This window comes from Vibrio sp. 1069 (assembly GCF_033340555.1).
Genome location: NZ_JAWOWP010000004.1, coordinates 92333 through 119313, shown reverse-complemented (window position 1 = coordinate 119313; position 26981 = coordinate 92333). Strand labels below are relative to the sequence as shown.

Below are 26981 nucleotides of genomic sequence, written 5' to 3'. Positions count from 1 at the left end.
ATAATAATAATCGGAGCAACAAGGATGTATAAAAACACAACCGCTTTATCTGTTGCGATAAGCCTTGCTTTGGGGACAGCAGCAGTTGCAGCCCCAGCAACAGCACTGGCAGAAGAGCAACAAGTTGAAAAACTTCAAAAGATGAAAGTTACTGGTTCGCGTATCTCCACGACGGATATGGAAGGTCCTTCACCAGTTACTGTTATTAATAGTAAAGACATTGAGTCTAAAGGCTTTAACAGCGCGCAAGACGTATTGAACAGTTTGACCCAAAACACAGGTGGTGTAATGGCTCAAACAGACTCTTTCTCGTTTACACCAGCAGCGCAGTCAGTCAACTTACGTGGCCTTGGCGCGTCACGCACATTGATTCTTATTGATGGCCGTCGTCTTCCTCAATACCCGCTAGCACAAGATGGTACATCTAACTTCCAAGATATCGGCCAAATCCCTGTCGCCGCTATTGAGCGTGTTGAAGTAATGACCGACTCAGGTTCTGCTATCTACGGCTCCGACGCAATCGGTGGTGTCGTAAACTTCATTTTAAAGAAAGACTTTGATGGCGTTTCTGTAAAAGTACGCGCGGGTGACGCGACGGATGGTGGTTACCAAAATGGTCGTTTAGACGTTGTAGCTGGCAAAAACTTTGACGACAAACGTATTCTCTTCGTTGGCCAATTTGCGGGCAACGAAATGCTAAAGCAATCTGACCGAGATGATTGGGCTGGCGATGACGGTTCTAGCCGTTCTCAGCTAAGTGGCTACTCTAGCTACGGTGCAAACTTTGAAGGCGCCAACGGAACACTTCTAACACCAGCTGATGCTGGTTCTTCATGTAAAGAAGTCGTTGGTGATGCCGCGATTGAACGAGCGGATGGAAAGTGTGGTGTTAACCGCTCTGCATACCGAACATTAAAACCAGAAAACAAACAAGTAGACCTACTTTTACGTGGTGAAATGGACATTAACGACAATGTCACTGCCATGGCAGAAGCCCGTTTTGGCTACAAGTCTACAGAATCTGAATTCGAACCTAACCCTTACAGCGTTGAAGTTGATGCCACTCACTTCCGCGGCGAAGGCGAATACACTCGACGTATGGTCGAATTTGGACCACGCGAAAGTAACACTGAAGCCGATTCTTTTGGCTTAACCTTAGGCTTGAACGGCCTGCTTGCTGATACGTATGATTGGGACCTATCCGCTGGTTACTCTGAGCAAAGCGTTGAAACAAGCAACCCAGCAATCTTCCTAACTCTCGACCAAGCTGTACAAAATGGTGATGTCGATCTTCTAGGGCCTATCTCACAAGACGTTGTAGACAAATACAGCGGCACTTCAAGCAAAGAAGCTTACTCAAAGCTTTACTCTGTTAACGGCTCACTGGCTGGTGATTTGGTTGAACTTCCTGCAGGTATGTCTGGCTTTGCTGTTTATGGTGAATGGAACCGTACTGACTACAATGAGACGATTGATGCTACAACAGCAGCTGGTGGTTTCTCTGGTCTAGGTGGAACATCAGGCGGCGGTGACCGCGATCAGATTGGTCTTGGTGTTGAAGCTCTTATTCCTATCATTGAAGATTTAGAAATGACTGTCGCTGGTCGTTACGACCACTACTTCGACGACTCGGCAACTGGCGGCGCATTCACTCCTAAAGTAGCCCTAGCATACCGTCCTACTGACACCCTATTGCTACGTGGTAGCTACGGTCTAGGCTTCCGAGCTCCAGACTTGAAGCGACTATTTGGTGATCAAACTCGAGGCTTTGGTTCTGGTTTTGACCCTGTGCTTTGTGCCAACGCTGGTGGTAGCGGCCCACAAGATAAAGATAAGTACCCAGAGTGTGATACTCAGTACTTCGATACGCTTAATGGCCCTAACTCTGAGCTGAAAGAAGAAACAAGTACAAACATTAACTTGGGCCTAGCGTGGGAGCCTGTGGATGATCTTGGTGTAACCGTTGACTGGTACCACATCAAAATGGAAGACGTCGTAACTGCACCAACTTACCAAGATGTAATTAACGATCCAGGTAAATACCCAGGTACTGAAGTCGTTCGTAACCCAGATGGCACCATCAAGTCGGTATCCTATGGTCCAGTGAACCAGTCGTATGAAGAGCGTTCTGGTATTGACCTAGCGATCAAATACGCATACGACACTAATGAGTTCGGTTCATTTAACACGCGTGTTGCTGTAACGAAGATCTTGATTGCTGAATATCAAGAAAACGACAGCGAACCTGTAACGGATGAAAGAGATTTCATGCCTGAATACACCGCAACGTTAAATCTTGGCTGGGCATATGAAGATGTCGCTATCAACCTATTTGGTAAATACCGCGACCGTATGTGTTCAAGCTACGCAAACCGTTACTACTTTGATGACTGTGATTCTGCTAAAAAAGCGGGTTACAAAGCAGAAATCGCTAGTATGACAACGTGGAACCTAACGGCTTCTTACCAATTCAACGAGAGTGGTCGTGTAACTCTTGGTGCTATCAACATGTTTGACAAAGTACCGCCTGCAGATCCTCTAAGCGATACCTCTCCATTCTATGCAACTGGGTATGACGATCCAATCGGACGTCAGCTATACGTCGAGGCATCATACGACTTCTAAAAAATATTTGGCGCGGGTTTTCCGCGCCCTTTTCGACTGACTAAAACACTGACAAGGATGCAACCATGAAATTCAAGGAATTTGGTCTCAGTGCCATAGCTGCAGCATTGCTTACTATCAGTAGTAGCTCTATAGCGGCCAACTCTGGTGCTGTCGTTTCCACACAAGCAAAAGCAAATCAATCTTCAGAAGCTTCGCAACAAAAAATCGACAATTATGCCGAAAGTACTGAAGGCATGTTGGCAGAATACAAAGGCTTACTACGTCAAATCGACAGCATGAAAGTCTACAACGAGCAAATTAATCGTATGGTTCAATCACAGCAAGGTGAATTGGACTCATTAAATAACCAAATTGCTCAGATCGATCAAACGGCAACAGAAGTAGTGCCACTAACACTTAAAATGATCGATGCACTCGATGAGTTTGTGACTCTCGATCTGCCTTTCCAGAAAAAAGAACGTAATAAACGTGTCCAAGAACTGCGTCGTCTCATGGATCGCGCCGACGTAACGACTTCTGAGAAATTCCGTAAAGTGATGGAAGCCTACCAAATTGAAGAAGGCTTCTCTCGCTCAATTGAATCTTACAAAGCTAGCCTAGATAGAAATGGGGAAACCGTGACTTACGATTTCCTACGTATTGGTCGCACGGCGCTTTTATTCCAATCTCCAGACGGTGGTGAGACAGGTATGTGGAACCAACAAACACGTCAATGGGAAACATTACCGGAAAGCTACCGCATAGCGGTACAGCAAGGCCTTCGTATCGCGAAGAAGCAAGCGCCACCAGCGCTAATCAAATTGCCTGTATATGCTGGGGAGGAATAAGAGATGAAAGGATTCAAAACTCTAGCCGCTGGCCTACTAGCGAGCTTATTTATGGTTTCTGGCGTACAAGCAGAAGCGCCTAAAAACTTATCTGAACTACTTAAAAACGTAAAATCAGAAAGCATCGTTGAGTCGAAAGAGAACAAAGCCCGTGAAGCTGAGTTCAAGAACAATCGCGATAAGCAAGCGGTATTATTGCAACAAGCTCGCGAAGAGTTAGCTGCGCAGCAAGCACTAGGCGATCAACTTAAAGCAACATTTGATGAAAACGATAAGCAGCTAACTGAACTAACAGAAACCCTACGTGTTCGCTCTGGTACTTTGGGCGAAATGTTTGGTGTGGTCCGCCAGTATGCGGGAGAGTTTAAGGGCTTATTTGCAGCCTCTCAAAACGCTGTTCAGTTCCCAGAGCGTGACGCTCTACTAACGAAACTGGCTGAAAGCAAAGAACTGCCATCAACACAAGAGCTAGAAGCATTCTGGCATACCATTCTTCAACAAGTGGTTGCCTCAGGCGAGACAGCAACAACCCAAGCAACGGTTGTTTATGGCGAAGGTAAAGAAGCGGTTCGCGATGTTACTCTTGTCGGTGAATTTAACGCGATTGCCGATGGTAAGTACGTTACTTATGTACCTCAAACAGGTAAGTTCGAAGAACTCTCTCGACAACCTCGCACCAATATTACACGTCATGTTGCGGGCTTTGAGTCAGCGTCAAACAGCTATGAGCCACTGTTTATTGACCCATCCCGTGGTGTAATTCTGTCTCTACTTGTACAAAGCCCTACCGTTCAAGAACGTATTGATCAAGGTGGCATTGTAGGTTACGTCATCCTTGGTATGGGTGCAGTTGGCGCTATCATTGCTCTAGTTTGCTTCCTACGCCTTCAAGTGATTGGCGGTAAAATGCGTAAGCAAGCGAAATCAGAAACCGTGATTCCTGGTAACCCTCTGGGTGAAGTTATCCAAGCTTACCAAGAACACAAAGGTGACAACCTTGAAGATCTGGAAGCGAAACTGGACGAAATCATCCTACGTAACGCACCGAGCATTGAACGCTTTATCAGCTCAATCAAACTGTTCGCTTCTGTAGCACCACTTCTAGGTCTACTGGGTACGGTTATGGGTATGATCGGTACGTTCCAAGCAATCACACTATTTGGTACAGGTGATCCTAAGCTAATGGCTGGCGGTATCTCTGAAGCACTTGTTACTACGATGCTTGGTCTGGTTGTCGCAATTCCTCTACTGTTCCTGTACACCATCGTACACAGTAAAGGTCGTCGTTTGGTTCAAACTCTTGAAGAACAGAGTGCAGGCTTCATCGCTCGCTATCAGGAAAAACTACATAAAGCCGAAAGCTAAGGAGGCGTTATGTGGTGGTTAGTTGGAGAACTTGAATCAATTAGGCGCTTCTTGGGAATGGGTGGCGATGTACTCGTCGCCATCTTCATCCTCAGCTTTATGCTTTGGGCAGTATTGTTAGAACGTTGGTTCTATTTTGCTGCCGTCGCTCCAAAAGCCATGAAAAAAGCCGTTGGCTCATGGCAGGGGCGATCAGAGCACCAGAGCTGGAACGCTAAGATGATCCGACAAGAAATTGTTTCTCGTCAGGACATTGAGAATAAAAAGGGCCTGCCAATCGTGAAAGTGTTGATTGCGCTTTGTCCCTTACTGGGTTTGCTCGGCACCGTTGTTGGCATGATTCAAGTATTCGACATCTTAGCGGTAACAGGAACAGGAAGCCCTCGAGCAATGGCCTCGGGGATCTCAAAGGCAACAATCCCAACGTTAGCCGGGATGGTGGCTTCTCTATCAGGACTGTTCTTTAGTTCACGTCTTGATCATTTAGCCAAAGTAACAACGCAAAAGCTGGAAGATAAGCTAAAGCATATTGCCTGAGTAAATGGAATTAGAGGTATAGGTCATGAAAAGACGCTATAGCAGTGATAGCAGTGATGAAACCGCTATCGATATGACACCGATGCTCGACATCGTATTCATCATGTTGATCTTCTTTATCGTAACAACATCGTTCGTAAAAGAAGCTGGTCTAGAAGTAAACCGCCCGACGGCAAGCTCTGCGCAAACCGTGAAAAAAGGTAACATCATGGTCGCAGTTGGTGCGGCGGGTGATGTTTGGGTTGATAAACGCCGCATCGAAGTGGACGCGGTTCGCGCGAATATTGAACGTCTTCGTGCAGAAAGCCCTGATGGCGCAGTTGTTATCCAAGCCGACACAGAAGCAAATGCTGGCGTAGTCGTGAAGGTTATGGACCAGATCAAAATGGCAGGTGTAGAAAGCATCTCCATTGCCGCAACCAATAAGGATTAAGCTTATGCGGTATCTGGCCTCAATTGCACTGGCGCTCATTGTCTCCCTCGGGTTGTTCTGGGGGATGGACAAGCTAGTAAACAAAGAGCGCCACGAGTTAGTGTCGAATGATGACCTGCGTATGGTCGAGTTTATTCGCATTAAACCAGACGAAAAAATACAGGAGAAAAAACGCGAACTTCCAAAGCCACCACCGCCTAAGCGTCCGCCGCCGCCGCCAGAAATGAAAGTGACAGCGACAGTAAAACCGGTGATGGAGCAGACCCCAATGGATATGCCAAAGCTTGACCTACCCGTAAATGTTACAGGTGGTTCGGTGCTTGGACATTATAGCCAGGGTGGAGGTGCGCAACTCGCGGGTAGCGGAGGTCCAACACCTCTAGCGACATTCCAACCTCAAATGCCTAGGAAAGCTGCGAAAGCAGGAATAGAAAAAGGGGTCGTCTTATTAGAGTTTACTGTCAACGCACGTGGTGCCGTAGAGGACATCAAAGTTCTTAAAGAGCAACCACGACGCTTAGGCCTCGGTCGAGCGGCAAGAAAAACAGTCTCTAAATGGACATTTAAACCAAAATTGGTTGACGGGAAACCTGTTAGCTCGCGCCTATCGCAAGAAATAGAGTTCTCAACCAATTAAGGAGTCACGATGAAAAGTTTATGGAAAAGCAAAGTGGCTTCTTTAATTCTCTTCGTAGGAGTGGCAATGGCCGCTCCTACGATGGCAAAAGAAGCTCCTCAGTTATCAGATCGGACATTTCGAACCGTTAACAAAGTGCAAGAGTTGATCGCAACTGAAAAATATTCAGCAGCGAAAGAAAAACTAGCAAGCGCTTTAGAAAGCACAAGTTCGAAAAAATACGACCGAGCAGTTTTACTTCAGCAGACTGGCTTTTTGTATTCGCTACAAGACAATTATGTGCAAGCAGCAAAATACTTTGCCGAAGCATTACAGCTCGACGCACTTCCCGTTCCTGTTGCTCAACAAGTTCGCTACAGCTTGGCTCAGCTTTACCTAGCTGAAGAAAAGTATACGTTATCTGTAAAAACGATGAAGGAATGGTTCAAGGTTGCAGAAACAACCAAAGAGAAGCCTCAAGCTCATGCTTATATCACGTTAGCGAGCGCCTATGTTCAGTTGGAAGATTACAGAAATGCAATCCCGCCAACCAAAAAAGCCATCGCGATGAGCAAGAGCCCAAGTGAGTCTTGGTACTTAATTCTCGTTGCATCTCACTACGAGTTAGGCCAGCTGAAAAGCGTTGCCAGTGTACTCAAAACTCTGACTTCAAAGTACCCTCAGAAAAAGCGTTACTGGATGCAACTTTCTGGTGTCTACATGGAGCTAGGTCAAGAGCGAAACTCTCTAGCCACCCTAGAAATGGTTTACAAAATGGGGAAACTAGAAGGAGAGAAGGAATATTTACGCTTTGTAAACTTCTTGGCTTATCAAGGTATTCCATATAAAGCAGCCAAAACTCTTGAAAAGGAAATGGCAGCTGGAAACATTGAAAAGACGAAGGAAAACTATGACCGCCTAGCCAGTTTCTGGCAGCAAGCTAAAGAGCTAGATAAATCAATTCTCGCTTATAAAAAGTCATATAACCTCGCTCCTTCTGCTAAAACGCAAATTCAGATTGCTCGCTTAATGATACAAGACAAGCAGTATTCTGAAGCAACTCGTTTTGTAGAAAGCGCGGCATCCAGTGCCTCTAAAGAGCAAAAGGCAGAACTTGAATACATTCGCGGGATGGCCTATTTCGAGCTTAAGCAACCACAAAAGGCCTTGCAGGCAATGAAAGGTGCGGCTCAATCGCCAAAATTCAGGTCAACCGTTAGCCCTTGGATAAATTTCCTAGAGTCTCAAGGATAATTCGAAGATTAAGTGTGAGTCAGTCGCACGCCTGGGGAAGTGAAAGCTTCCCCTTTTTTCCGTTTTATCTTTATTAACCCCTATTTTTAACCAGAGTCACTCACGCAAGCCAAATCGGGACTCTAAACCTAAAATCAGCACACTAAACGGTTGTAGAAATGGTTTTAATAACAGAGTGCGCGGATGGTAAGTCCTGTACCACGCTCCTTCTTCGCTGTTTAGGAACACTCTGGCGTAAGTAACTATTTCATCTGGGACGATCACAGACAGAAAGATCAACTGGTAACAAAATAGAGATCATGATACTCTTCGCCTCCATTTTTCTGGCGGGATTATCACCAATATCCACCCCTTTGGTGGTTGATTTCTCAATGCCAGTGCTATCGTTATAAGAATGTCGAACTTTCCTTCGGCACTCAATCAATCCAATCAAAAGTGGAACAGTACAATGGGCAAAGGTACTCTCTATATCGTATCTGCACCTAGCGGCGCAGGTAAATCTAGCTTGATCTCAGCGATGTTGGAACGCAACCCAACCTACGCAATGAAAGTGTCTGTGTCTCACACCACGCGCAACATGCGACCTGGTGAAGAAAATGGTGTCCACTACCATTTTGTAGCGAAAGATGAGTTTGAAGCCCTGATCGCTAAAGGTGACTTCCTAGAATACGCAGAAGTGTTTGGTAATTATTACGGCACATCTCGTGTATGGATTGAAGAAACACTAAATAAAGGTATCGACGTTTTTCTAGATATCGACTGGCAAGGCGCACGCCAAATCCGTGAACAAATGCCAGAAGCCAAAAGCATCTTCATCCTGCCACCATCAAACGGTGAGTTAGAGCGCCGCTTGAACACTCGTGGTCAAGATAGCGATGAAGTGATCGCAAAGCGTATGGCTGAAGCCAAGTCGGAAATCTCTCATTACAACGAGTACGACTACGTGATCGTAAACGACGATTTTGATACCGCTTTGATGGATTTTAAAGCTATCTTGCGTGCTGAAAGATTGAAGGAAGAAAAGCAAGCTGCTAAATATAAAGGTATGCTTGACGCGTTGTTAGCAGAGTAACTTCAAAAAAGTCACGCTGTAAAACATAAAGAATTTCCCGTTTTTTGCCCAGTGCGAAAAACACGATAAACTACCTGAGAAAGTCCACAAACGGTGGCTTGTCTAATTGCTAGTAAATAAAGTAGTTAGGTTGTATACTTTCTCGTCATTCTAAAATTTTAGTTAACTATTTGGAGTCCTCATGGCACGCGTAACTGTTCAAGACGCTGTTGAAAAAGTTGGCAACCGTTTCGACCTAGTACTGATTGCGGCTCGCCGCGCTCGTCAAATGCAAACTGGCGGTAAAGATGCACTAGTGCCAGAAGAGAACGATAAGCCAACGGTTATCGCTCTACGCGAAATCGAAGAAGGTTTAATTACTAAAGAAGTTCTAGACGCTCGTGAACGTCAAGAACAGCAAGAGCAAGAAGCGGCAGAGCTAGCGGCAGTAAGCAGCATCGCTCACAACCGTTAATTCTGACTTTAGAATTCAACAACCTCCCGGGCCTATAATTTGTATCTATTCGATAGCCTCAAAGACGTTGCCCAAGAATACCTAACAGAGCCTCAGATTGAGGCTCTGCGTCAATCTTATGTGGTAGCGAGAGATGCCCATGAAGGGCAAACCCGCTCTAGCGGTGAACCATACATCATCCACCCTGTCGCTGTGGCTCGTATCTTGGCCGAAATGCGCCTTGATATCGAAACCCTCCAAGCTGCTTTGCTGCATGACGTCATTGAAGACTGTGATGTAACTAAAGAAGATCTCGAAGAGAAATTCGGCAACACTGTCGCAGAATTGGTTGATGGTGTATCTAAACTGGACAAACTCAAATTCCGCGATAGGAAAGAGGCTCAGGCTGAGAACTTTCGTAAGATGGTTCTGGCCATGGTGCAAGATATCCGCGTCATTCTGATCAAACTGGCTGACCGCACGCATAACATGCGTACGCTTGGCGCGCTTCGACCAGATAAAAAGCGTCGTATTGCTCGTGAAACGTTAGAAATTTACGCGCCCCTCGCTCATCGTCTTGGTATTCACAATATCAAAACCGAACTCGAAGAGTTGGGCTTTGAGGCGCTATATCCCAACCGCTACCGCGTACTGAAAGAAGTGGTTAAAGCCGCACGTGGTAATCGTAAAGAGATGATCCAACGCATTCACAGCGAAATAGAAGGCCGTCTGCAAGATTTTGGCTTGAATGCTCGCGTCGTTGGTCGTGAGAAAAACCTGTTCTCTATCTACAACAAGATGAAAACCAAAGAACAGCGCTTTCACACCATCATGGATATCTATGCGTTCCGAGTCGTTGTTGATACCGCTGATACTTGTTATCGCGTTTTAGGCCAAGTACACAGCTTGTATAAGCCACGTCCTGGTCGCATGAAAGATTACATCGCGGTACCAAAGGCGAACGGCTATCAATCGCTACACACTTCCATGGTTGGCCCACACGGCGTACCTGTTGAAGTTCAGATCCGTACTGAAGATATGGATCAAATGGCGGACAAAGGTGTCGCGGCACACTGGTCTTACAAAGACAAAGGCGACAAGTCTGGTACCACTGCGCAAGTGAAAGCTCAGCGTTGGATGCAAAGCCTGTTAGAGCTACAACAAAGCGCGGGTAACTCATTCGAATTCATTGAAAACGTAAAATCCGATCTTTTCCCAGATGAGATTTACGTCTTCACACCAAAAGGTCGTATCGTTGAACTACCTTTAGGCGCAACGGCTGTCGACTTTGCCTATGCCGTACATACCGATGTAGGCAACTCTTGTGTTGGTGCTCGTGTTGATCGTAACCCTTACCCATTGAGTAAGGCATTGAAAAACGGTCAGACAGTGGAAATTATCAGTGCCCCTGGTGCGCGTCCGAATGCGGCATGGCTGAACTATGTCGTGACTTCTCGTGCCCGCACTAAGATTCGACAAGTACTGAAAACGATGCGTCGTGAAGAGTCGATTACTTTAGGTCGTCGCCTACTTAATCACGCACTTGGCCGTCACTCGATTGATTCAATTTATCCAGAAAATATCCAAGAAGTCTTGAATGATCTTCGCCTAGAAAGCATCGATGATTTATTGGCTGCTATTGGATTGGGTGAGTTGATGAGCATTGTGATCGCACGTCGTCTCCTTGGTGACACCGAAGAGCTCACGACAACAAGTTCAATCCCAACGGACTCGAAGAAGAAGCTTCCGATTCGTGGCGCAGAAGGCTTATTGCTGACGTTTGCAAATTGTTGTCATCCTATCCCAGATGATCACATTATTGCTCACGTATCGCCTGGTCGTGGTTTGGTTGTTCACCGAGAAACATGTCCGAACGTTCGTGGTTATCAGAAAGAGCCAGACCGTTATATGGCTGTCGCTTGGTCTGAAGACTACGATAAAGAGTTCATTGCTGAACTTAAAGTCGACATGCTTAACAACCAAGGTGCTCTTGCAGAACTTACCAACGTGATCTCGAAAACAGGATCAAACATTCATGGCCTTTCAACGGAAGAACGTGATGGTCGTCTATACACTGTGACTGTGCTGTTGACGACGAAAGATCGTGTCCACCTTGCTGGTATCATGCGTAAGATTAAGGCAATGCCTCAAGCAACCCGAGTCAGACGCAGAAAGAACTAACCTCTATCGCCACCTACTCTGTTAGGTGGCGATTTTTTATACCTCAATAAATATGAACCTAGAACGTTACAACCGTATTCACCAAGTCCTAAAAACTCGCCAAACTGATCTGACACTTTGTCTCGAAGAAGTACATAAGCCAAACAACGTCTCTGCTGTGATCCGCACCGCTGACGCGACAGGCTTACACAAAGTTCACGCAATTTGGCCAGACAAAATGCGTACGCTGAGCCATACCTCAGCTGGCGCGCGTAACTGGGTTGAAGTGGATACTCACGATTCGATTGAAACTGCGATTACCGAACTCAAAGCGCAAGGTATGCAGGTTTTGGTGACCAATCTTTCGGACACCGCCGTCGATTTTCGCGAGATCGACTACACCAGACCAACGGCAATCATTTTAGGCAGTGAAAAAGTTGGCGCTTCGGAGCAAGCCAAACAGCTTGCCGATCAAGACATTATTATCCCAATGGTGGGCATGGTGCAGTCACTAAACGTATCGGTTGCCAGTGCCGTAATTTTGTATGAAGCGCAACGTCAACGTGAAGCCGCAGGCATGTACGACCGAGAAGAAAGCGCTCTGCCTAAAGAGACAATCAACCGTATTCTCTTTGAACGTGGTCACCCAGTGCTGGCAAAGGTCGCGAAACGAAAAGGGCTCGTTTACCCACCACTCGATGAAGAAGGTCAAATCATCGCCGATGACGCGTGGTGGCAAGAGATGCAAAGCAAGTAACAGACTTTCGTCATCCTGAACGGCGGCGAAGGAGCGTGGTTCAGGATCTAATTCTCAAATATACAGATGCTGATAGTGTTAACTTCAGCGACATACTTGTTGGAAATAGAATCCTGATGTCGCTAAAGCTCCTCGGAATGATAGGTTATCAGTCAAATCATGACACTAACTAAAGCATGACTATTTTTTCCTGTACAAAAACACAGCTCCATGGTTAACATACTGCTATGTTAACCATTTTCTTAAGCCCTCTATGTCCGCCCAAATGTTATCTGCCGTCCCATTAACCTCCCTTTCTGGAGTTGGCGCGAAAGTCGCAGAAAAACTCGCCAAAGTTGGCTTACATAGCGTTCAAGATTTGCTGTTTCACCTTCCGTTACGCTACGAAGATCGTACTCGTATTTACCCAATTGCCAAACTGCATGCTGGCCTTTGGGCGGCCGTGCAAGGTAAGGTCATGGCAGTCGACACTATCTTCGGTAAGCGCAAAATGCTAACGGTAAAAATCAGCGACGGTAATGGCACTATCACGCTGCGCTTTTTCAACTTTACCGCAGCCATGAAGAACAATTTCACGCAAGGTAAGTTAGTGCATGCTTACGGTGAAATTAAGCGCGGTGGCATGGGTTTGGAAATTGTTCATCCTGACTACAAGTTTTACGTCAGCGAGCAAAAGCCCGATGTAGAACAGAGCTTAACCCCTGTTTATCCCACCACCGATGGATTGCGTCAAATCACATTACGCAACCTTACCGAACAAGCTTTAGCCCTGCTTGATAAAACCGCAGTGCAGGAATTACTTCCAGCGGGGTTGTATGACCATCAAATCACGATGTCGCAAGCGCTGCACACCATTCATCGCCCACCACCAACCATTAATTTAGATGAGTTTGACGAAGGCAAACATCCTGCCCAAATCCGCTTGATCATGGAAGAATTGCTCGCACAAAACTTATCGATGCTGGCGGTGCGTAGCAAAGGTCAGAAGGATTCAGCGCTACCTCTCGGTCCTTGTCATAAACTAAAAACGCAGCTTTTAGCCCAACTGCCTTTCTCTCCTACAAACGCTCAAACCCGAGTAGTACAAGAGATTGAAGCCGATCTAGAAAAACCGCACCCAATGATGCGATTAGTGCAAGGCGATGTTGGTTCGGGAAAAACATTGGTTGCCGCTTTGGCCGCTGTTAGAGCCATTGAGCATGGCCATCAGGTGGCACTCATGGCGCCAACCGAACTATTGGCCGAGCAACACGCTATCAACTTCGCAAACTGGTTTGAAACAATGGGCATTCAAGTCGGTTGGTTAGCGGGTAAACTCAAAGGTAAGGCAAAGGAAGCCGAGTTGGCTCGTATTGCCAGTGGTGAAGCGAAAATGGTAGTGGGTACTCACGCGCTATTCCAAGAGCACGTTGAATTTCATCACCTTGCTTTGGTCATCATTGATGAACAGCACCGCTTCGGTGTCCATCAGCGATTAGAATTGCGTGAAAAAGGCGCAAAACAAGGCGCCTACCCACATCAGTTGATCATGACGGCGACGCCTATTCCTCGGACCTTAGCGATGACCGCTTACGCCGATCTGGAAACTTCCGTGATTGACGAGCTACCACCGGGTCGAACGCCGATTCAAACCGTTGCCATTCCAGATACAAAACGTGACGACATCGTCGAGCGTGTCCGAAATGCCTGCTTAAACGAAGGCAAGCAGGCATATTGGGTGTGTACCCTGATTGATGAGTCGGAAGTATTAGAAGCGCAAGCCGCGGCAGATACCGCAGAAGAACTTCAACGTAAGCTGCCGGACGTAAAAATTGGTCTAGTACACGGACGAATGAAGCCGGCAGAGAAACAAGCGGTGATGCAAGATTTCAAAGACAGTAAACTGCATTTGCTGGTCGCAACGACAGTGATTGAAGTTGGTGTGGATGTGCCAAACTCTAGCTTGATGATCATAGAAAACCCTGAACGTCTTGGTTTGGCACAATTACACCAGTTAAGAGGTCGCGTGGGCCGAGGTTCCGTTGCTAGCCATTGTGTGCTGCTGTACCACTCTCCGCTGTCAAAAACCGCGCAAAAACGTCTCGGAGTACTACGTGAAAGTAACGATGGCTTCGTCATTGCGCAGAAAGACCTAGAAATTCGTGGCCCTGGAGAACTATTGGGTACAAAGCAGACAGGTCTTGCTGATTTCAAAATCGCAGACTTAGTTCGAGATCAACGCCTGATTCCCGAAGTTCAGCGTATTGCGCGTCATATTCATGACAATTACCCGACTAACGCAACAGCGATTATCGATCGCTGGTTGGGTGAGCGGGATATTTACTCCAAAGCGTAATGATTGAAAGCGAGCCAAATGGCTCGTTTTTTAATACGCCAAAAACAAAGCAAACGTTTGCTTTTTGAGTGAATCTCTCTATAATCGCGCACAAATTTTTAAGTGTGTTAGATCACACTCCACCAACCTGAGTTGACTCTGATTAACAGCAATCACAGGTAACGACGTCGACTCCACCCTGCTCTCCCATTCAGCGAGAACTAGGGAAATATTGCGACTAGCGAGACAAACAATGACAACTTCAAACCGATCTTCGGAACTGGTCTATCAACTCAACGATCGACCACCTTTGCCTCAAACCATTTTTGCCGCACTTCAGCACTTATTGGCGATGTTCGTCGCGGTTATCACTCCTTCACTGATCATCTGTCAGTCTTTGGGTGTACCAGCAGACCAAACGAATACCATCATCAGCATGTCTTTGTTTGCGTCAGGCGTGTCTTCGTTTATTCAAATTCGCACCATTGGCCCAATTGGCTCTGGTTTGCTCTCTATTCAAGGTACCAGCTTTAACTTTTTAGGCCCTATTATTGGTGCAGGCCTATCGCTGAAAGCCGGTGGAGCAGACATCAGCACCATGATGGCTGCCATTTTTGGTACGATTTTAGTCGCATCATTTGCAGAAATTTTCCTATCTCGCGTATTGGAGCATGCCCGCCGAATCATCACTCCGCTCGTTTCAGGCATCGTCGTCACTCTTATCGGTCTCACACTGATTCAAGTCGGCTTAGTATCAATGGGCGGCGGCTACGCAGCATTAAATGAAGGAACCTTCGGCAGCTTAGACAAACTTGCTCTGGCTGGAACGGTACTTGGATTAATTGTGATTTTAAACCGCTCGAAAAACCCATACATCCGTGTGGCTTCAATCGTGATTGCGATGCTAGTGGGCTACATCATGGCGTATTTTATGGGGATGGTAGATACATCTCAGCTAGGCGCAACCGAGATCGTAGCACTGCCCGTACCAATGCAATATGGCTTATCGTTTGACTGGTCTCTGTTCATTCCGCTGGTACTGATTTTCTTTATTACCGCACTAGAAGCCATCGGTGATATTACCGCAACATCTGAAGTGTCTGGTGAGCCAGTAAAAGGCCCAGTGTACATGAAACGCATTAAGGGCGGTGTGTTAGCAGACGGCTTAAACTCTGCAATCGCAGCCGTTTTTAACAGCTTCCCGAACTCAACGTTTAGCCAGAATAACGGCATCATCATGCTAACAGGAGTCGCGAGCCGCTACGTGGGTTACTTTATTTCTGGCATGTTAGTGATTCTTGGCTTGTTTCCTGGCGTCGCTAGCTTTGTTCAGCTGATTCCTGAGCCAGTACTTGGCGGCGCAACGATTGTCATGTTTGGTACGATTGCTGCCGCTGGTGTGCGTATTATCTCTCGTGTTGAGCTCGATCGCCGCGCAATTCTGATCATGGCCTTATCCTTCTCAATGGGACTTGGTATCGCGCAAAAACCAGAGATCCTGCAATTTATGCCAGAATTTATTAAGAGTATTTTCTCAACTGGTGTTGCAGCAGGTGGCATCACAGCGATCATTTTAAATCTACTTCTGCCAGAGAAACTGGAAGACGAAGATGAACTTCCTCAGGAAGTGAAAGAGTCTTAAGATTATTGAGAATAAGAAAAGCCCAACCTATTTAGGTTGGGCTTTTTGTTTTAAAGGGTGCGGGCCATCGACTTACTTGGTAGGAAAGCTGATTTGAGCGATTAAACCGCCTTCACTGCGATTACGCATCACCACAGAACCTGAATGCTGGCTGATTATACGCTTCACAATCGCCAACCCTAGCCCAGTGCCTTCACTACCGCGAGCGGTGTCACCACGCGTAAAGGGTTCAAATAACCTCGCGATTTGAGAATGCTCAATACCCGGTCCGTTGTCCTCTACTGAAATCCACACTAGCTGCTTATCTGCTGTCACACCAGTGCTGATTTTGACCCAGCCATTGCCATAACGTAGCGCATTCACAACTAAGTTACTGATCGCCCGCTTAATCGCAATCGCGCTTCCTTTGGCTGGCGGCAAGTTAAGATTAAGATCTGTTTCAATTTCAACCTCATAACCACCTTCAGAACTGGCGACGTCACTGGCAATCGTACTGATATCAACCGCTTCAAACGATTCTTGGTTCACCGGTTTGAGATAATCCATAAACTGACTGATGATCTCATTACATTCTTCCGTATCGCTAATGATCCCCTCCGCAAGATAGCTGTCCTCAGGAGACATCATTTCTGTTGCTAGGCGAATACGCGTCAGAGGTGTTCGTAAGTCATGGCTAATCCCCGCCATTAATAAGGCTCGGTCTTCTTCTAGCTCTTGAATACCTTTCGACATTTGATTAAAGGCTCGAGTTACAGAGCGAATCTCCGATGCGCCTTTCTCTGCTAAGGGGGGCGGGATCTCACCTCGACCGACGTCTTTCGCGGCTCTCTCTAAAGCCAAAAGTGGACGGTTTTGCAAACGAATAAACAACCAACCACCAGCAATGATCAGCAGCGCCATAATCAAACTGTTACGAAACAGCGGTGCAAAATCTTCTTCTTGCAGCTCAGATAACGGAATACGAATGATGGAGTTCGGCAACTTTTCGATGTGCATCCACAAAATGTAACTTTCATCGCCAAGCAATAAGCGTACTTCTGTAGGCGAACCCAGCTCTTGGCTCATTTCTTCAGACATCAAATCAATCGACATTGCGTGATGAAATTCAATCGCCTTATCGCTGTCAAGGCTGTGAACCGTCACCCCTAATCTTTCTAATAATTGACGCCTTAACGGTGCATCAGACTTTAAAGGTCCTTCATCATCAAGCACCAAATTGAGCTCATGGGCGAGAATTTTATTGAACTGCTGCAAACTCGGCATCAACGCGTAGTTAAAAACGGCGTAGTAAGAGAAAACTTGGCTCGCGAGAAGCAAAGAGATGAACAGCAGAATAGATTGTGTCAGTGAACTTCGGATGCGCATGGAACGTTCCTAGTGGTCCTAATCGCGAAATTTCAGCCTTCAAAGGGAAGGTAATGAAGGCTGAAGTTGCTATAGCCAAGTGCTGGCTATGGAGTGAAGAGATTACACCTCTTTGCCGTCTGGGACGAAAACATAACCTAGGCCCCACACGGTTTGAATGTAGCGCGGCTTGCTCGGATCGTCTTCTAACATGCGACGTAAGCGTGAGATTTGTACGTCAATAGAGCGTTCCATTGCAGAATATTCACGGCCACGCGCCATGTTCATCAATTTATCTCGTGACATTGGCTCACGCGCATTCATCACGAGCGCCTTTAGGACAGCAAACTCTCCAGAGGTGAGTGGCATTGCCTCGTCACCGCGGAACATCTCGCGAGTGCCTAAATTGAGTCGGAACTCCCCGAACTCCACCACTTTTTCTTCCGTGCTTGGTGCACCCGGCAACTCTACAGTTTGGCGGCGTAATACTGCCTTGATGCGAGCCAACAATTCGCGTGGGTTAAACGGTTTTGGCAAATAATCATCCGCCCCTACCTCAAGACCTACGATGCGGTCCACTTCATCACCTTTCGCGGTGAGCATTAAGATTGGCAACATATTGTTCGCGTGGCGTAGACGACGACAAATTGACAAACCGTCTTCACCTGGCAACATTAGGTCCAGCACCATTAAGTGAAAGTTTTCGCGCGTTAGTAGGCGATCCATCTGTTCGCCATTGGCGACACTTCGTACCTGAAAACCTTGCTCAGAAAGGTAACGCTCCAATAGAGCACGTAAACGAGCATCGTCATCAACCACTAAAATTTTATGATTTTCTTGCATTGAAACATCCTTTCAGAAGCGTCTATTGTCGAAAATGTATCACTGTTTTTCCTAACGTGCTCAAGCAAATTGTTACTCTTTTTATCTTAAGCGCTTTATTCTCTCTCTAGCAGGTATTTTCAGCACCTACTATTGACCATAATTCCATTCCAGTTCACGTTTGGCCTCAAGCAGCTCTTGCTGTGCCTCAGCCAGCTTGTGACGTTTTTTCTCAATTTTGTCTGCTTTCCCTGAATGCTGAGCTTCGACTAATTCTTCCTCTCGCTCCTCAACTTCTTTAGTCTTTTCTTCCACTTCTGTTTGCAGCTCTTGGCGCAGCTCACCTTCCGAGCATTCATTCTGGATAGCGGAAAGTGCTTGCTCCAAGCCTTTAATGCGATGCTCATTACCTTGCGCTTTTGCATACTCGAGCTGCTGCTCTACCGCTAACTCTTTAGCGTCACAGCCTTTCACTTCATCTTGAGCAAAAACTGAAAGTGAGAAACCTATTGTTAGTGCAGCACTACACATGACTGCTTTGTTCATTTTACTTCTCCGAGAAAGGCACCATGCCTTTATACCAAATATTCTGACGTTGAGACCCAAGTCACTCCTAGTGAACTTCATGAGACTTGAATCGGTGATAAAGCCTCAGTCTTCCGAGGCCGGTTGAATATATTCAATTGAGTTGATGAACCACTCTTTTTCACCTTCTGGGGTGCGTACCGTGAACTCTTCATCCACTTGTTTTTTCAACATCGCTCGCGCCATAGGTGAATCGATAGAGATGTAGTCTTTCGCATCGCCATAAATCTCTTCAGGCCCGACAATACGAAACTTTTTCACTTCTCCTGCCTCATTTTCTATTTCCACCCATGCACCAAAAAAGACTTTGCCTTCTTGTTGCGGAGAATAGTCAACGATCGTGACTTCTGGCAGGAATTTACGAAGGAAGCGGACACGACGGTCGATCTGACGGAGTAAACGTTTATTGAAGGTGTAATCCGCATTTTCTGAGCGATCGCCCAGGCTCGCCGCCCAAGTGACGATCTTGGTGATTTCCGGGCGCTTTTCATTCCAAAGGTAATCATGCTCTTGTTTGAGTTTGTTGTAACCTTCTCGTGTAATCAGCTTAGTTTTCAAATTAACTCCTATCTCAACTAAAAAATGCTGCTCTTTGGCAGCATTAAGGAGATGATATACCCAAAGATCCAATGTTGTTCAGGCTTTGGGTATCAAGGTGATAAGGCGGCCAGAGTGTTACTTTTCGTAATCCGGTTTTTGCGTCACGATGTAATTCGTATCACTCGAAACAACCGCGCCATGTTTTAGGAAGTTTTTACCTAAAATCATGCTGTAATGGAAGCGACCTCGGTCCTGTAAGTTGACTCGGATCTTCTTCTCTAATTCGCCAAGCTTAACATGCATTTCAACCACAGGGCGTACGTTCGCTTTCTCGCCTTTCTTAGCTTTAATACGCATGACATCAACAACAGGCTTGGTAAACGCCTGTTTCATGCCAAGATCGTTCTCATAGGTAAAGCTCACCATGTCTTTGCCGTCTTTCTTAAACTGCTTGATGTTCTTAGCATTGATTGAGCTTACATCTGCACCCGTGTCTAACTTCACAGGGAAAGACATCCCCTCAACTTCAGCCACTTCGATATGGCCAGCTTTGAAAAGTGGTCTTGCATCTAGTAGATGGTCTGCGCGAGTGTTCAGCAACACACCACCCTTGGCTATGTCATGACCAAACACGAAAAAGGGTTGAGTGTCACCCTCATCAAGCACATCGAGCGCAAACTTCATTGATGTGTCTTTCCTACCGAGAAGAAAGTCTCCTTCAACAACAGGGCGCACCGCGCTGCCAACCTTGAGCTTTTTCAACACTGGTTTGGTGATTTTTTCTTCTTTTCCCTCATCGTTCATTAAATAAAACGTGACGGACTCATCCTTACCTTTTTCTGTTACTTCAAACCCATTTACACGCAGTAATGGCGTTTTCACAGTAAAAGTGGGGTAAGCAGGGACGGTATAACCATCAATGGTGACCTGTTCTTCTGGTGAAACGACAAGAGGTTTTGATTTGAGTGCGCTTTTGAACGTTTTTTCTACGCCACCCAATAGATTTTCTCTGTCCGTATCAATAACAAAGTGCTGACTCGCGACGTCCCGACCTAAGCGAATTTGCGAACTGAACTTACTGCGATCACGCAGATACACCAACCAACGTTGAGTTTCATTTTCGCCGACTTTGACGGGTAAATAGACTAAAGGGCGCTCGCTTTTGGTCGTTTTCAGCATTCGTACCAAGGGTAATGTCATTGGATGACGCTTGCCATTCTCGCCCTCTAACATAAAAGAGACTTCGTTATGCTTTTTGTCTACCTTGATGTCCAGTGCATGGACGTTGGTATAACGGCTAGAAGTTGAGATGCTGATCTTATATGGCACACCTTCGACTTCAACCGTCTCTTTTTTGCCAATCATTTTTGCGCGTGGCTGTTCTTGAAGGTAATCGTAACCAGCGAAGACCCATGCGTTATCATCGAGATAGGTTTTACCAATCAAGATAGGAGAAGAGAATTGCGTACGCTTGGTCAGGTTCACTTCCGTATCAACGGTGTGACCAGCGATTGTCATCGGCATTTTTATTGTCGGGCGTAGGATGGGCTTTTTGCTTGTTCGACTGCGAATCGCGCTCACTCTTTCCAGATCATCGGTAATCTGTATTTCCTTCCCTGTATAAGGGTGAGGAACCGTAAAGCTAACCTTTACTTGATATGGCTTAAAGCTGTCGGCGTCCCACTTTGCCTTCGTACCACCTAAGTCATCGACAATCGCCCAAAGTAACTCGTTATCTTTCAAATCTTGGTAATCTGGGTGTGAGCTACTGACATGGATATTCTCCGCATGCATCGATGTCGTATCTGCACCAGTATCAATCTTGCCAATAAATGGCACCGCTTTTAGTTCCGGAATGTCACTGTAGTAGACGCTCTCCACACGCCCTAGTACCAATTTGTTATCGAGCTGATAAACGGGAGCTTGTGTGGTTCCTGAGATAGACTGCGCCCAACTAAGCGGGGCGACAAGTAAGGCACTCGTAAGCGCTAACGCCAAAGACATTTTTTTCATCATGATTATCCGTATAAGCCGAGTTACATTTAGTGATATCAACAACCGTGGAATTAGGTTAGTCGATAACTGCGGATATAAGTTCTCAATTTAATTACAGTTTTGACATAAATCTGACTGATGTCCACCAGCGCCCGGTAAATTTTTGCCTCGTTAATTTAAAACATTGCAAATTCTTCGAACGACCCCAATGTTCTATACAACCAAAACCGAATTAAAAGAGAAAACACGGATGAGCCAAGCTATCTGTCGCATGATTGCTCAAGAACTGAATGTTCGCCCAGAGCAAGTCAACGCCGCTGTCACCCTAATTGATGATGGCAACACTGTCCCTTTTATTGCACGTTACCGCAAAGAGGTGACGGGGGGCCTTGATGATACCCAGCTTCGTACTTTGGACAGCCGTCTGTCTTACCTTCGTGAAATGGATGATCGCCGTCAAACCATCCTCAAATCAATCCAAGAGCAAGGCAAACTGACGCCAGAGCTAGAACAAGAGATCGCGCAGGCAGACAGCAAAACTCGTCTTGAAGACTTATACCTACCTTACAAACCCAAGCGTCGTACGAAAGGTCAGATCGCGATTGAAGCTGGTCTTGAACCACTCGCAGATCAGCTTTGGAATCATCCACAAACCGAGCCAGAAAGCGAGGCAAGCAAATACCTTGATGCAGACAAAGGCATCGCAGACACCAAAGCTGCATTGGATGGCGCTCGCGCGATCATCATGGAGCGCATCGCAGAAGACGCAAACTTACTGGAAAAAATTCGCAACCACTTAAATCGCAATGCGGAACTGGTCTCACGAGTCGTTGAAGGCAAAGAGCAAGAAGGCGAGAAGTTTAAAGATTACTTCAACCACAACGAGCCCCTAAGCAAAGTGCCATCGCACCGCGCACTGGCGATGCTACGCGGCCGTAACGAAGGCTTCCTGACATTGGCAATGAATGCTGATCCAGAACAGAAAGAAGGCGCTCGTCAGTCTTACTGCGAAACGATTATCGCCGACCATTATGGAGTGACACTTAGCAGCGCACCGGCGGATACCTGGCGTAAGCAAGTGATCAGCTGGGCATGGCGCATCAAAGTATCGATGCACATGGAAACCGAGCTAATGGGCGCAATGAAAGAGCGCGCAGAAATCGAAGCGATTGAAGTATTCGCCACTAACCTAAAAGACTTGTTGATGGCAGCACCGGCTGGCCCTCGTGCAACACTTGGTCTAGATCCGGGTCTGCGTACAGGTTCAAAAATCGCGGTTGTCGACTCAACAGGTAAAGTGCTTGCAACCGAAACCATCTACCCTCACCCACCACAAAAACAATACGACAAGTCAGCACAAATCGTTGATCAGTTGGTGCGTAAGTACAACGTGGATTTGATTGCGATTGGTAACGGTACGGCTTCACGTGAAACCGACAGCTTTGTCGCAGACGTCATCAAACGTGGCAACCTGAAAGTTCAGAAGATCATCGTAAGTGAAGCGGGTGCATCGGTTTACTCAGCGTCTGAGCTTGCAGCAAAAGAGTTCCCGAATATGGACGTGTCTCTGCGTGGTGCGGTGTCAATTGCTCGTCGTTTGCAAGATCCATTGGCTGAACTCGTGAAAATTGATCCGAAATCTATTGGTGTGGGTCAATACCAGCACGATGTAAGCCAATCTATGTTGGCAAAACGCCTAGATGCGATTGTGGAAGACTGTGTAAACGCGGTTGGTGTTGATGTGAACACTGCTTCTGCAGCGCTACTGACGCGCGTAGCAGGCTTATCAAGCACCATCGCGCAGAACATTGTCGACTTCCGCGATGAAAACGGTCGCTTCGAAGCACGTACAACCTTGAAGAAAGTATCTCGCTTAGGTCCTAAGGCGTTCGAACAGTGTGCGGGCTTCCTGCGTATTATGGATGGTAAGAACCCACTTGATGCGTCTGCGGTTCACCCAGAAGCGTACCCAGTGGTCAAAGCGATTTCTGAAAAGAACAACAAAGATATCAAAGCGCTAATTGGTGATTCTAGCTTCCTAAAAGGTCTGCATGCGGTCGATTACACCGACGATAACTTCGGCGTTCCAACCATTACAGACATCATCAAAGAGCTGGATAAGCCGGGTCGTGACCCACGTCCAGAATTCAAAACGGCGACGTTTGCAGAAGGTGTAAACTCGGTATCTGACTTGGAACCGGGCATGATTCTAGAAGGCGTGGTGTCTAACGTAGCCAACTTCGGTGCCTTCGTTGATATCGGCGTTCACCAAGATGGTCTTGTGCATATTTCTGCACTGACAGATCGTTATGTGTCTGACCCACGTGAAGTGGTGAAAGCGGGCGACATCGTCAAAGTGAAAGTGATGGAAGTTGACGTGCAGCGTAAGCGTATTGGTCTATCGATGCGTATGAACGACGAACCGGGTCAAGACAACCGCAGCCAACGCTCATCAGCAGCGCCACGTCGTAATGACCAACCGCAGCGTCGTCAGCCTCGCCGTGATGATTCGTCATCGAACAGCGCGATGGGCGGTGCGTTTGCTGCTGCGTTTGCTAAAGCGAAAAAGTAACCTTACCTAGGCTTCACCGCTAACGAGCTTTCATAACTAAAAAGAAAACGCTCCAATCAGTCAACCTGCTTGGAGCGTTTTTGTTTGAGTAGGATATTGAGTCGTCATAATACTGCTATCACTTCTGACGGGGTATGGGGAGCGACTGCATGACCATAATGAAACTTGATCACCTTCCTGCGCTTTTCCATTAATCCTTCATTGATCGCAGCATCCAAAATGCGCTTTGGTAAGCGAAAGCGGATCGCGTAGCCTTTCCCCTGGTCTTCACTATACGATTTGAGCGCAAGCAAACTAAAAAGCCGTTCTAGTGTATCTTCCGGCTCTTCTTGATAACGCGTGTCGACTTCCGTTTCCATATCATAATCAGGATGCTCTGAAGGATCCCAAGAAGACTGACGTCGGCGCTTGTCGTCACCTTTTACTTTTCGCTCTGCATTGGTTTTGGCCAATGCGACCGTTGGCGTTACAGGCTCTCGGACTTTATTGTCGCGAGCTGCTTGTTCCGTCTGCACATTCACGGATGGGGCGATCAGTGGCACACTTACGTTGGTCGGTGACACAATCATTGCGAACCCTCCTCAGAGTCGCCCAACTCGTCAATATGGCTTAGCTTTATTGGCTAATAAAACCTCACCAGCCTTTATATCGACCACTTTTTAAACAACTTGAGGTATTTCCGCTCGTACTTGCTCAATCGTGAGCAAACTCTCGGATTTGAACACAAAATTCGTCATGTTCGGTGATAAAAGGCGCATGAGAGGACTGATTAAAAACAAACTGCTGGGTATGAGGCAACTGTTCACTTAAATCGTTAGCTACTTTAATTGGCACCAACCCATCTAAACGGCCATAAAGACGCAACATTGGAACAGAAAGAGACGTCAACGCATCGCGCAGATCCACATCAGCAAGGATGTTTAGCCCAACCAACAGCGATTCAGGGTTTGGCTGAGGGCGCGATAGTACCGCTTGCTTGAGCTGTTTAACGTCTTTACGCGCTGATGGGCTGCCCATCGCTTGCAACGCCATAAAGCGCTCAATGGTCAGTGAGAAATCTTCTAGCAACTGAGAGGTGAACGCACTCAGTACATTCGGTTGAATGCCACGCCAAGGTTTTTCTGCGGCAAATTTAGGTGAGCTGGCAACCGTAATCAACTTAGCCACGCGCTCGGGCATATTTAATGCCACATGCGTCGCCACTAAACCTCCGAGGGACCAACCAAGCCAAATCGCTTTCTCTGGCGCACCTTGCACCACCAAGTTAGCAATATGGTCTAAATCTTCAGCATGAGATTCGGCGCTATGTCCGTACCCCGGAAGGTCAACCACATGAACTCGGAAATAAGGTTGAAGAGACTCGACTGTCTGCTGCCATACCGCACCATTCATGCCCCAACCATGAAGTAACACCAAATCTGGTCCCTGACCAAATGACTGCCAGTGTAATTTCGTGCTCATGCTCTCAATCTCTCCCACTTATTTTATTCCCTACGGCTTCAGCCAAGCGTTAGGCTGAGTAAAATATCACCATGAATAAACGCTATGTTATCTCATCACTGGCAAAACATCATGCATCGCGTATTGAGCAGTCAATGCGGCCTGTGTCGGTTCCCTATTCAAACACCAAGCCACACAAATACTCTGCGCTGGTGCGAGCACTGTTTAAAATACCTAACTCCGGTAAAACGATGTCAACGCTGCGGTTTATCATTACAGAAAGAAGAAATGAGTACGGATAGTATTTGTGGTGAATGTCTTTCAAAGCCACCGCCATGGCAAAGGCTATACACGTTAGGCGATTACGACTTTCCCCTTTCACGGGAAGTACAACGCTTTAAAGATCACGGAGAGTCTTGGCATGTAAAAGCATTAACCGAGCAACTGGCACAGCGCATCACCACGCCAGCTCCAATCATTACCAGTGTGCCATTGCACTGGCAGCGTTACCTGCGCCGGGGTTTTAATCAAAGTGATGTTTTAGCCCGACACCTCGCCAAGCAATTGCAGACTAATTTTGATGCGAAGGTCTTTCGTCGAGTAAAGCTCGCCCAATCACAGCGTGGTAATACCAAAACAAGCCGTGAACAAAACTTAAAAGGCGCGTTTATTCTCAATAAGCAACCTCACTCTTCCCATGTTGCCATCGTCGATGATGTAGTCACCACAGGCAGTACCGTCCGACAATTATGTCATTTACTACTTGAAGTTGGCGTAGAAAGCATCGATATTTACTGCATCTGCAGAACACCTGCTCCTCGTTCTCTCTAGATCGCTTCGCCATGCCTTAGCATCAAAAAGACTAGACCCATACGTCAACAAGAGTAGAATAGCAGCAGTAACCTACAAATTTACTCGGGTATTCGTCGTGTCAAATATTACTATTACAGAAACTGCGCAAACGCATTTCGCTAACCTTTTAGGTCAACAACCTGAAGGCACTAACATTCGTATTTTCGTTGTGAACCCAGGTACACAAAACGCTGAGTGTGGCGTGTCTTACTGTCCACCAGAAGCAGTAGAATCGACCGACACTGAACTCTCTTACAGCGGTTTTTCAGCTTACGTGGATGAGCTAAGCCTGCCATTCCTTGAAGACGCTGAAATCGATTTTGTTACCGATAAAATGGGCTCTCAGCTAACGCTAAAAGCACCTAACGCTAAAATGCGTAAAGTTGCGGACGACGCACCACTGGTTGAGCGCGTTGAGTACGTTATCCAAACTCAAGTGAACCCACAGCTTGCTGGCCACGGTGGTCACGTAAACTTGGTTGAGATCACTGAAGACGGTGTTGCGATTGTTGCATTTGGTGGCGGTTGTAATGGCTGTTCTATGGTTGACGTAACACTAAAAGAAGGCATCGAGAAAGAACTGCTAAACCAGTTCATTGGTGAACTAACCGCTGTTCGTGATGCAACAGAACATGACCGTGGTGATCACTCTTACTACTAAGAGTAAACACTGTCAGAAAATGGGAGGCTTCGGTCTCCCATTTTTGTATCGATACTGAGGTGATGCTGAGATGCTTAGCTCGACTCGTAAAATCCGCTAGAAACTCAGGCGGAGTTCTCATATATTAAGAAT

Annotated in this window: 23 protein-coding genes; 16 read left to right on the top strand and 7 right to left on the bottom strand. The window is 46.6% G+C overall.

From position 1 onward, the window contains the following. Positions 1–24 precede the first annotated feature (24 nt). From R7040_RS08485 to R7040_RS08425, 13 genes are all read left to right on the top strand, one after another. Complete coding sequence (locus R7040_RS08485) at positions 25–2625, top strand: TonB-dependent receptor plug domain-containing protein (RefSeq protein ID WP_017634998.1); 2601 nt, start codon at positions 25–27, stop codon at positions 2623–2625. 65 nt (positions 2626–2690) lie between these two features. Further along, complete coding sequence (locus R7040_RS08480; protein WP_005379365.1) at positions 2691–3455, top strand: DUF3450 domain-containing protein; 765 nt, start codon at positions 2691–2693, stop codon at positions 3453–3455. Positions 3456–3458: 3 nt separating this feature from the next. Beyond that, a complete protein-coding gene (locus R7040_RS08475; RefSeq protein WP_182038434.1) occupies positions 3459–4820 on the top strand; it encodes a MotA/TolQ/ExbB proton channel family protein in 1362 nt (453 codons plus the stop codon). A 9-nt stretch (positions 4821–4829) separates the two neighbouring features. Then, entirely contained in the window at positions 4830–5357 is a 528-nt protein-coding gene (locus R7040_RS08470) for a MotA/TolQ/ExbB proton channel family protein (RefSeq protein WP_005379363.1), read from the top strand. Positions 5358–5382: 25 nt separating this feature from the next. Next, positions 5383–5790 (top strand): ExbD/TolR family protein, encoded by a 408-nt coding sequence (locus R7040_RS08465; RefSeq protein ID WP_005379359.1) that lies wholly within the window; start codon positions 5383–5385, stop codon positions 5788–5790. Between the two features lie 4 nt (positions 5791–5794). Continuing rightward, complete coding sequence (locus R7040_RS08460; protein WP_005379353.1) at positions 5795–6427, top strand: energy transducer TonB; 633 nt, start codon at positions 5795–5797, stop codon at positions 6425–6427. A 9-nt stretch (positions 6428–6436) separates the two neighbouring features. Continuing rightward, on the top strand, positions 6437–7660 hold the full coding sequence (locus tag R7040_RS08455; RefSeq protein WP_054579406.1) for a tetratricopeptide repeat protein: 1224 nt from the start codon (positions 6437–6439) through the stop codon (positions 7658–7660). A gap of 448 nt (positions 7661–8108) precedes the next feature. Then, positions 8109–8732: a guanylate kinase gene (gene gmk, locus R7040_RS08450; RefSeq protein ID WP_005379347.1), complete on the top strand. Its 624-nt coding sequence runs from the start codon at positions 8109–8111 to the stop codon at positions 8730–8732. 181 nt (positions 8733–8913) lie between these two features. After that, positions 8914–9186, top strand: coding sequence for a DNA-directed RNA polymerase subunit omega (gene rpoZ, locus R7040_RS08445; protein WP_005379346.1), 273 nt, complete (start codon positions 8914–8916; stop codon positions 9184–9186). A gap of 39 nt (positions 9187–9225) precedes the next feature. Next, entirely contained in the window at positions 9226–11346 is a 2121-nt protein-coding gene (gene spoT, locus R7040_RS08440) for a bifunctional GTP diphosphokinase/guanosine-3',5'-bis pyrophosphate 3'-pyrophosphohydrolase (protein ID WP_005379340.1), read from the top strand. Positions 11347–11398: 52 nt separating this feature from the next. Beyond that, on the top strand, positions 11399–12082 hold the full coding sequence (trmH, locus tag R7040_RS08435) for a tRNA (guanosine(18)-2'-O)-methyltransferase TrmH (protein ID WP_017635001.1): 684 nt from the start codon (positions 11399–11401) through the stop codon (positions 12080–12082). 253 nt (positions 12083–12335) lie between these two features. Next, positions 12336–14417, top strand: a complete 2082-nt coding sequence (gene recG, locus R7040_RS08430) for an ATP-dependent DNA helicase RecG (protein WP_262603047.1) — start codon at positions 12336–12338, stop codon at positions 14415–14417. Between the two features lie 232 nt (positions 14418–14649). Then, a complete protein-coding gene (locus R7040_RS08425) occupies positions 14650–16038 on the top strand; it encodes a uracil-xanthine permease family protein (protein WP_262603048.1) in 1389 nt (462 codons plus the stop codon). 72 nt (positions 16039–16110) lie between these two features. Here R7040_RS08425 and envZ read toward each other — a convergent pair whose 3' ends face one another. From envZ to R7040_RS08400, 5 genes are all read right to left on the bottom strand, one after another. Further along, the gene (envZ, locus tag R7040_RS08420) at positions 16111–17403 is read right to left on the bottom strand and encodes a two-component system sensor histidine kinase EnvZ (protein WP_017820700.1); all 1293 of its coding nucleotides are present in this window, start codon (positions 17401–17403) and stop codon (positions 16111–16113) included. A gap of 102 nt (positions 17404–17505) precedes the next feature. Continuing rightward, positions 17506–18225, bottom strand: coding sequence for a two-component system response regulator OmpR (ompR, locus tag R7040_RS08415; protein WP_005379333.1), 720 nt, complete (start codon positions 18223–18225; stop codon positions 17506–17508). A 129-nt stretch (positions 18226–18354) separates the two neighbouring features. Next, positions 18355–18750: a DUF1090 domain-containing protein gene (locus R7040_RS08410; RefSeq protein WP_005379332.1), complete on the bottom strand. Its 396-nt coding sequence runs from the start codon at positions 18748–18750 to the stop codon at positions 18355–18357. 105 nt (positions 18751–18855) lie between these two features. Beyond that, positions 18856–19347 (bottom strand): transcription elongation factor GreB, encoded by a 492-nt coding sequence (greB, locus tag R7040_RS08405; RefSeq protein WP_053307281.1) that lies wholly within the window; start codon positions 19345–19347, stop codon positions 18856–18858. Positions 19348–19464: 117 nt separating this feature from the next. Continuing rightward, positions 19465–21345: an ATP-dependent zinc protease gene (locus R7040_RS08400; RefSeq protein WP_086013892.1), complete on the bottom strand. Its 1881-nt coding sequence runs from the start codon at positions 21343–21345 to the stop codon at positions 19465–19467. A 229-nt stretch (positions 21346–21574) separates the two neighbouring features. On the opposite strand from R7040_RS08400, the gene R7040_RS08395 reads away from it, so the two are divergent. Beyond that, entirely contained in the window at positions 21575–23896 is a 2322-nt protein-coding gene (locus R7040_RS08395) for a Tex family protein (protein ID WP_262603049.1), read from the top strand. A gap of 104 nt (positions 23897–24000) precedes the next feature. Here R7040_RS08395 and R7040_RS08390 read toward each other — a convergent pair whose 3' ends face one another. Next, positions 24001–24465, bottom strand: coding sequence for a hypothetical protein (locus tag R7040_RS08390; RefSeq protein ID WP_005379316.1), 465 nt, complete (start codon positions 24463–24465; stop codon positions 24001–24003). Positions 24466–24589: 124 nt separating this feature from the next. Further along, positions 24590–25357, bottom strand: coding sequence for a pimeloyl-ACP methyl ester esterase BioH (gene bioH / locus R7040_RS08385; protein WP_005384724.1), 768 nt, complete (start codon positions 25355–25357; stop codon positions 24590–24592). A gap of 84 nt (positions 25358–25441) precedes the next feature. Here bioH and R7040_RS08380 point away from each other — a divergent pair, with 84 nt between their 5' ends. Both R7040_RS08380 and nfuA read left to right on the top strand, forming a co-directional pair. Further along, complete coding sequence (locus tag R7040_RS08380; RefSeq protein ID WP_042522603.1) at positions 25442–26167, top strand: amidophosphoribosyltransferase; 726 nt, start codon at positions 25442–25444, stop codon at positions 26165–26167. Between the two features lie 97 nt (positions 26168–26264). Continuing rightward, a complete protein-coding gene (nfuA, locus tag R7040_RS08375; protein ID WP_005379313.1) occupies positions 26265–26849 on the top strand; it encodes a Fe-S biogenesis protein NfuA in 585 nt (194 codons plus the stop codon). Positions 26850–26981 lie beyond the last annotated feature (132 nt).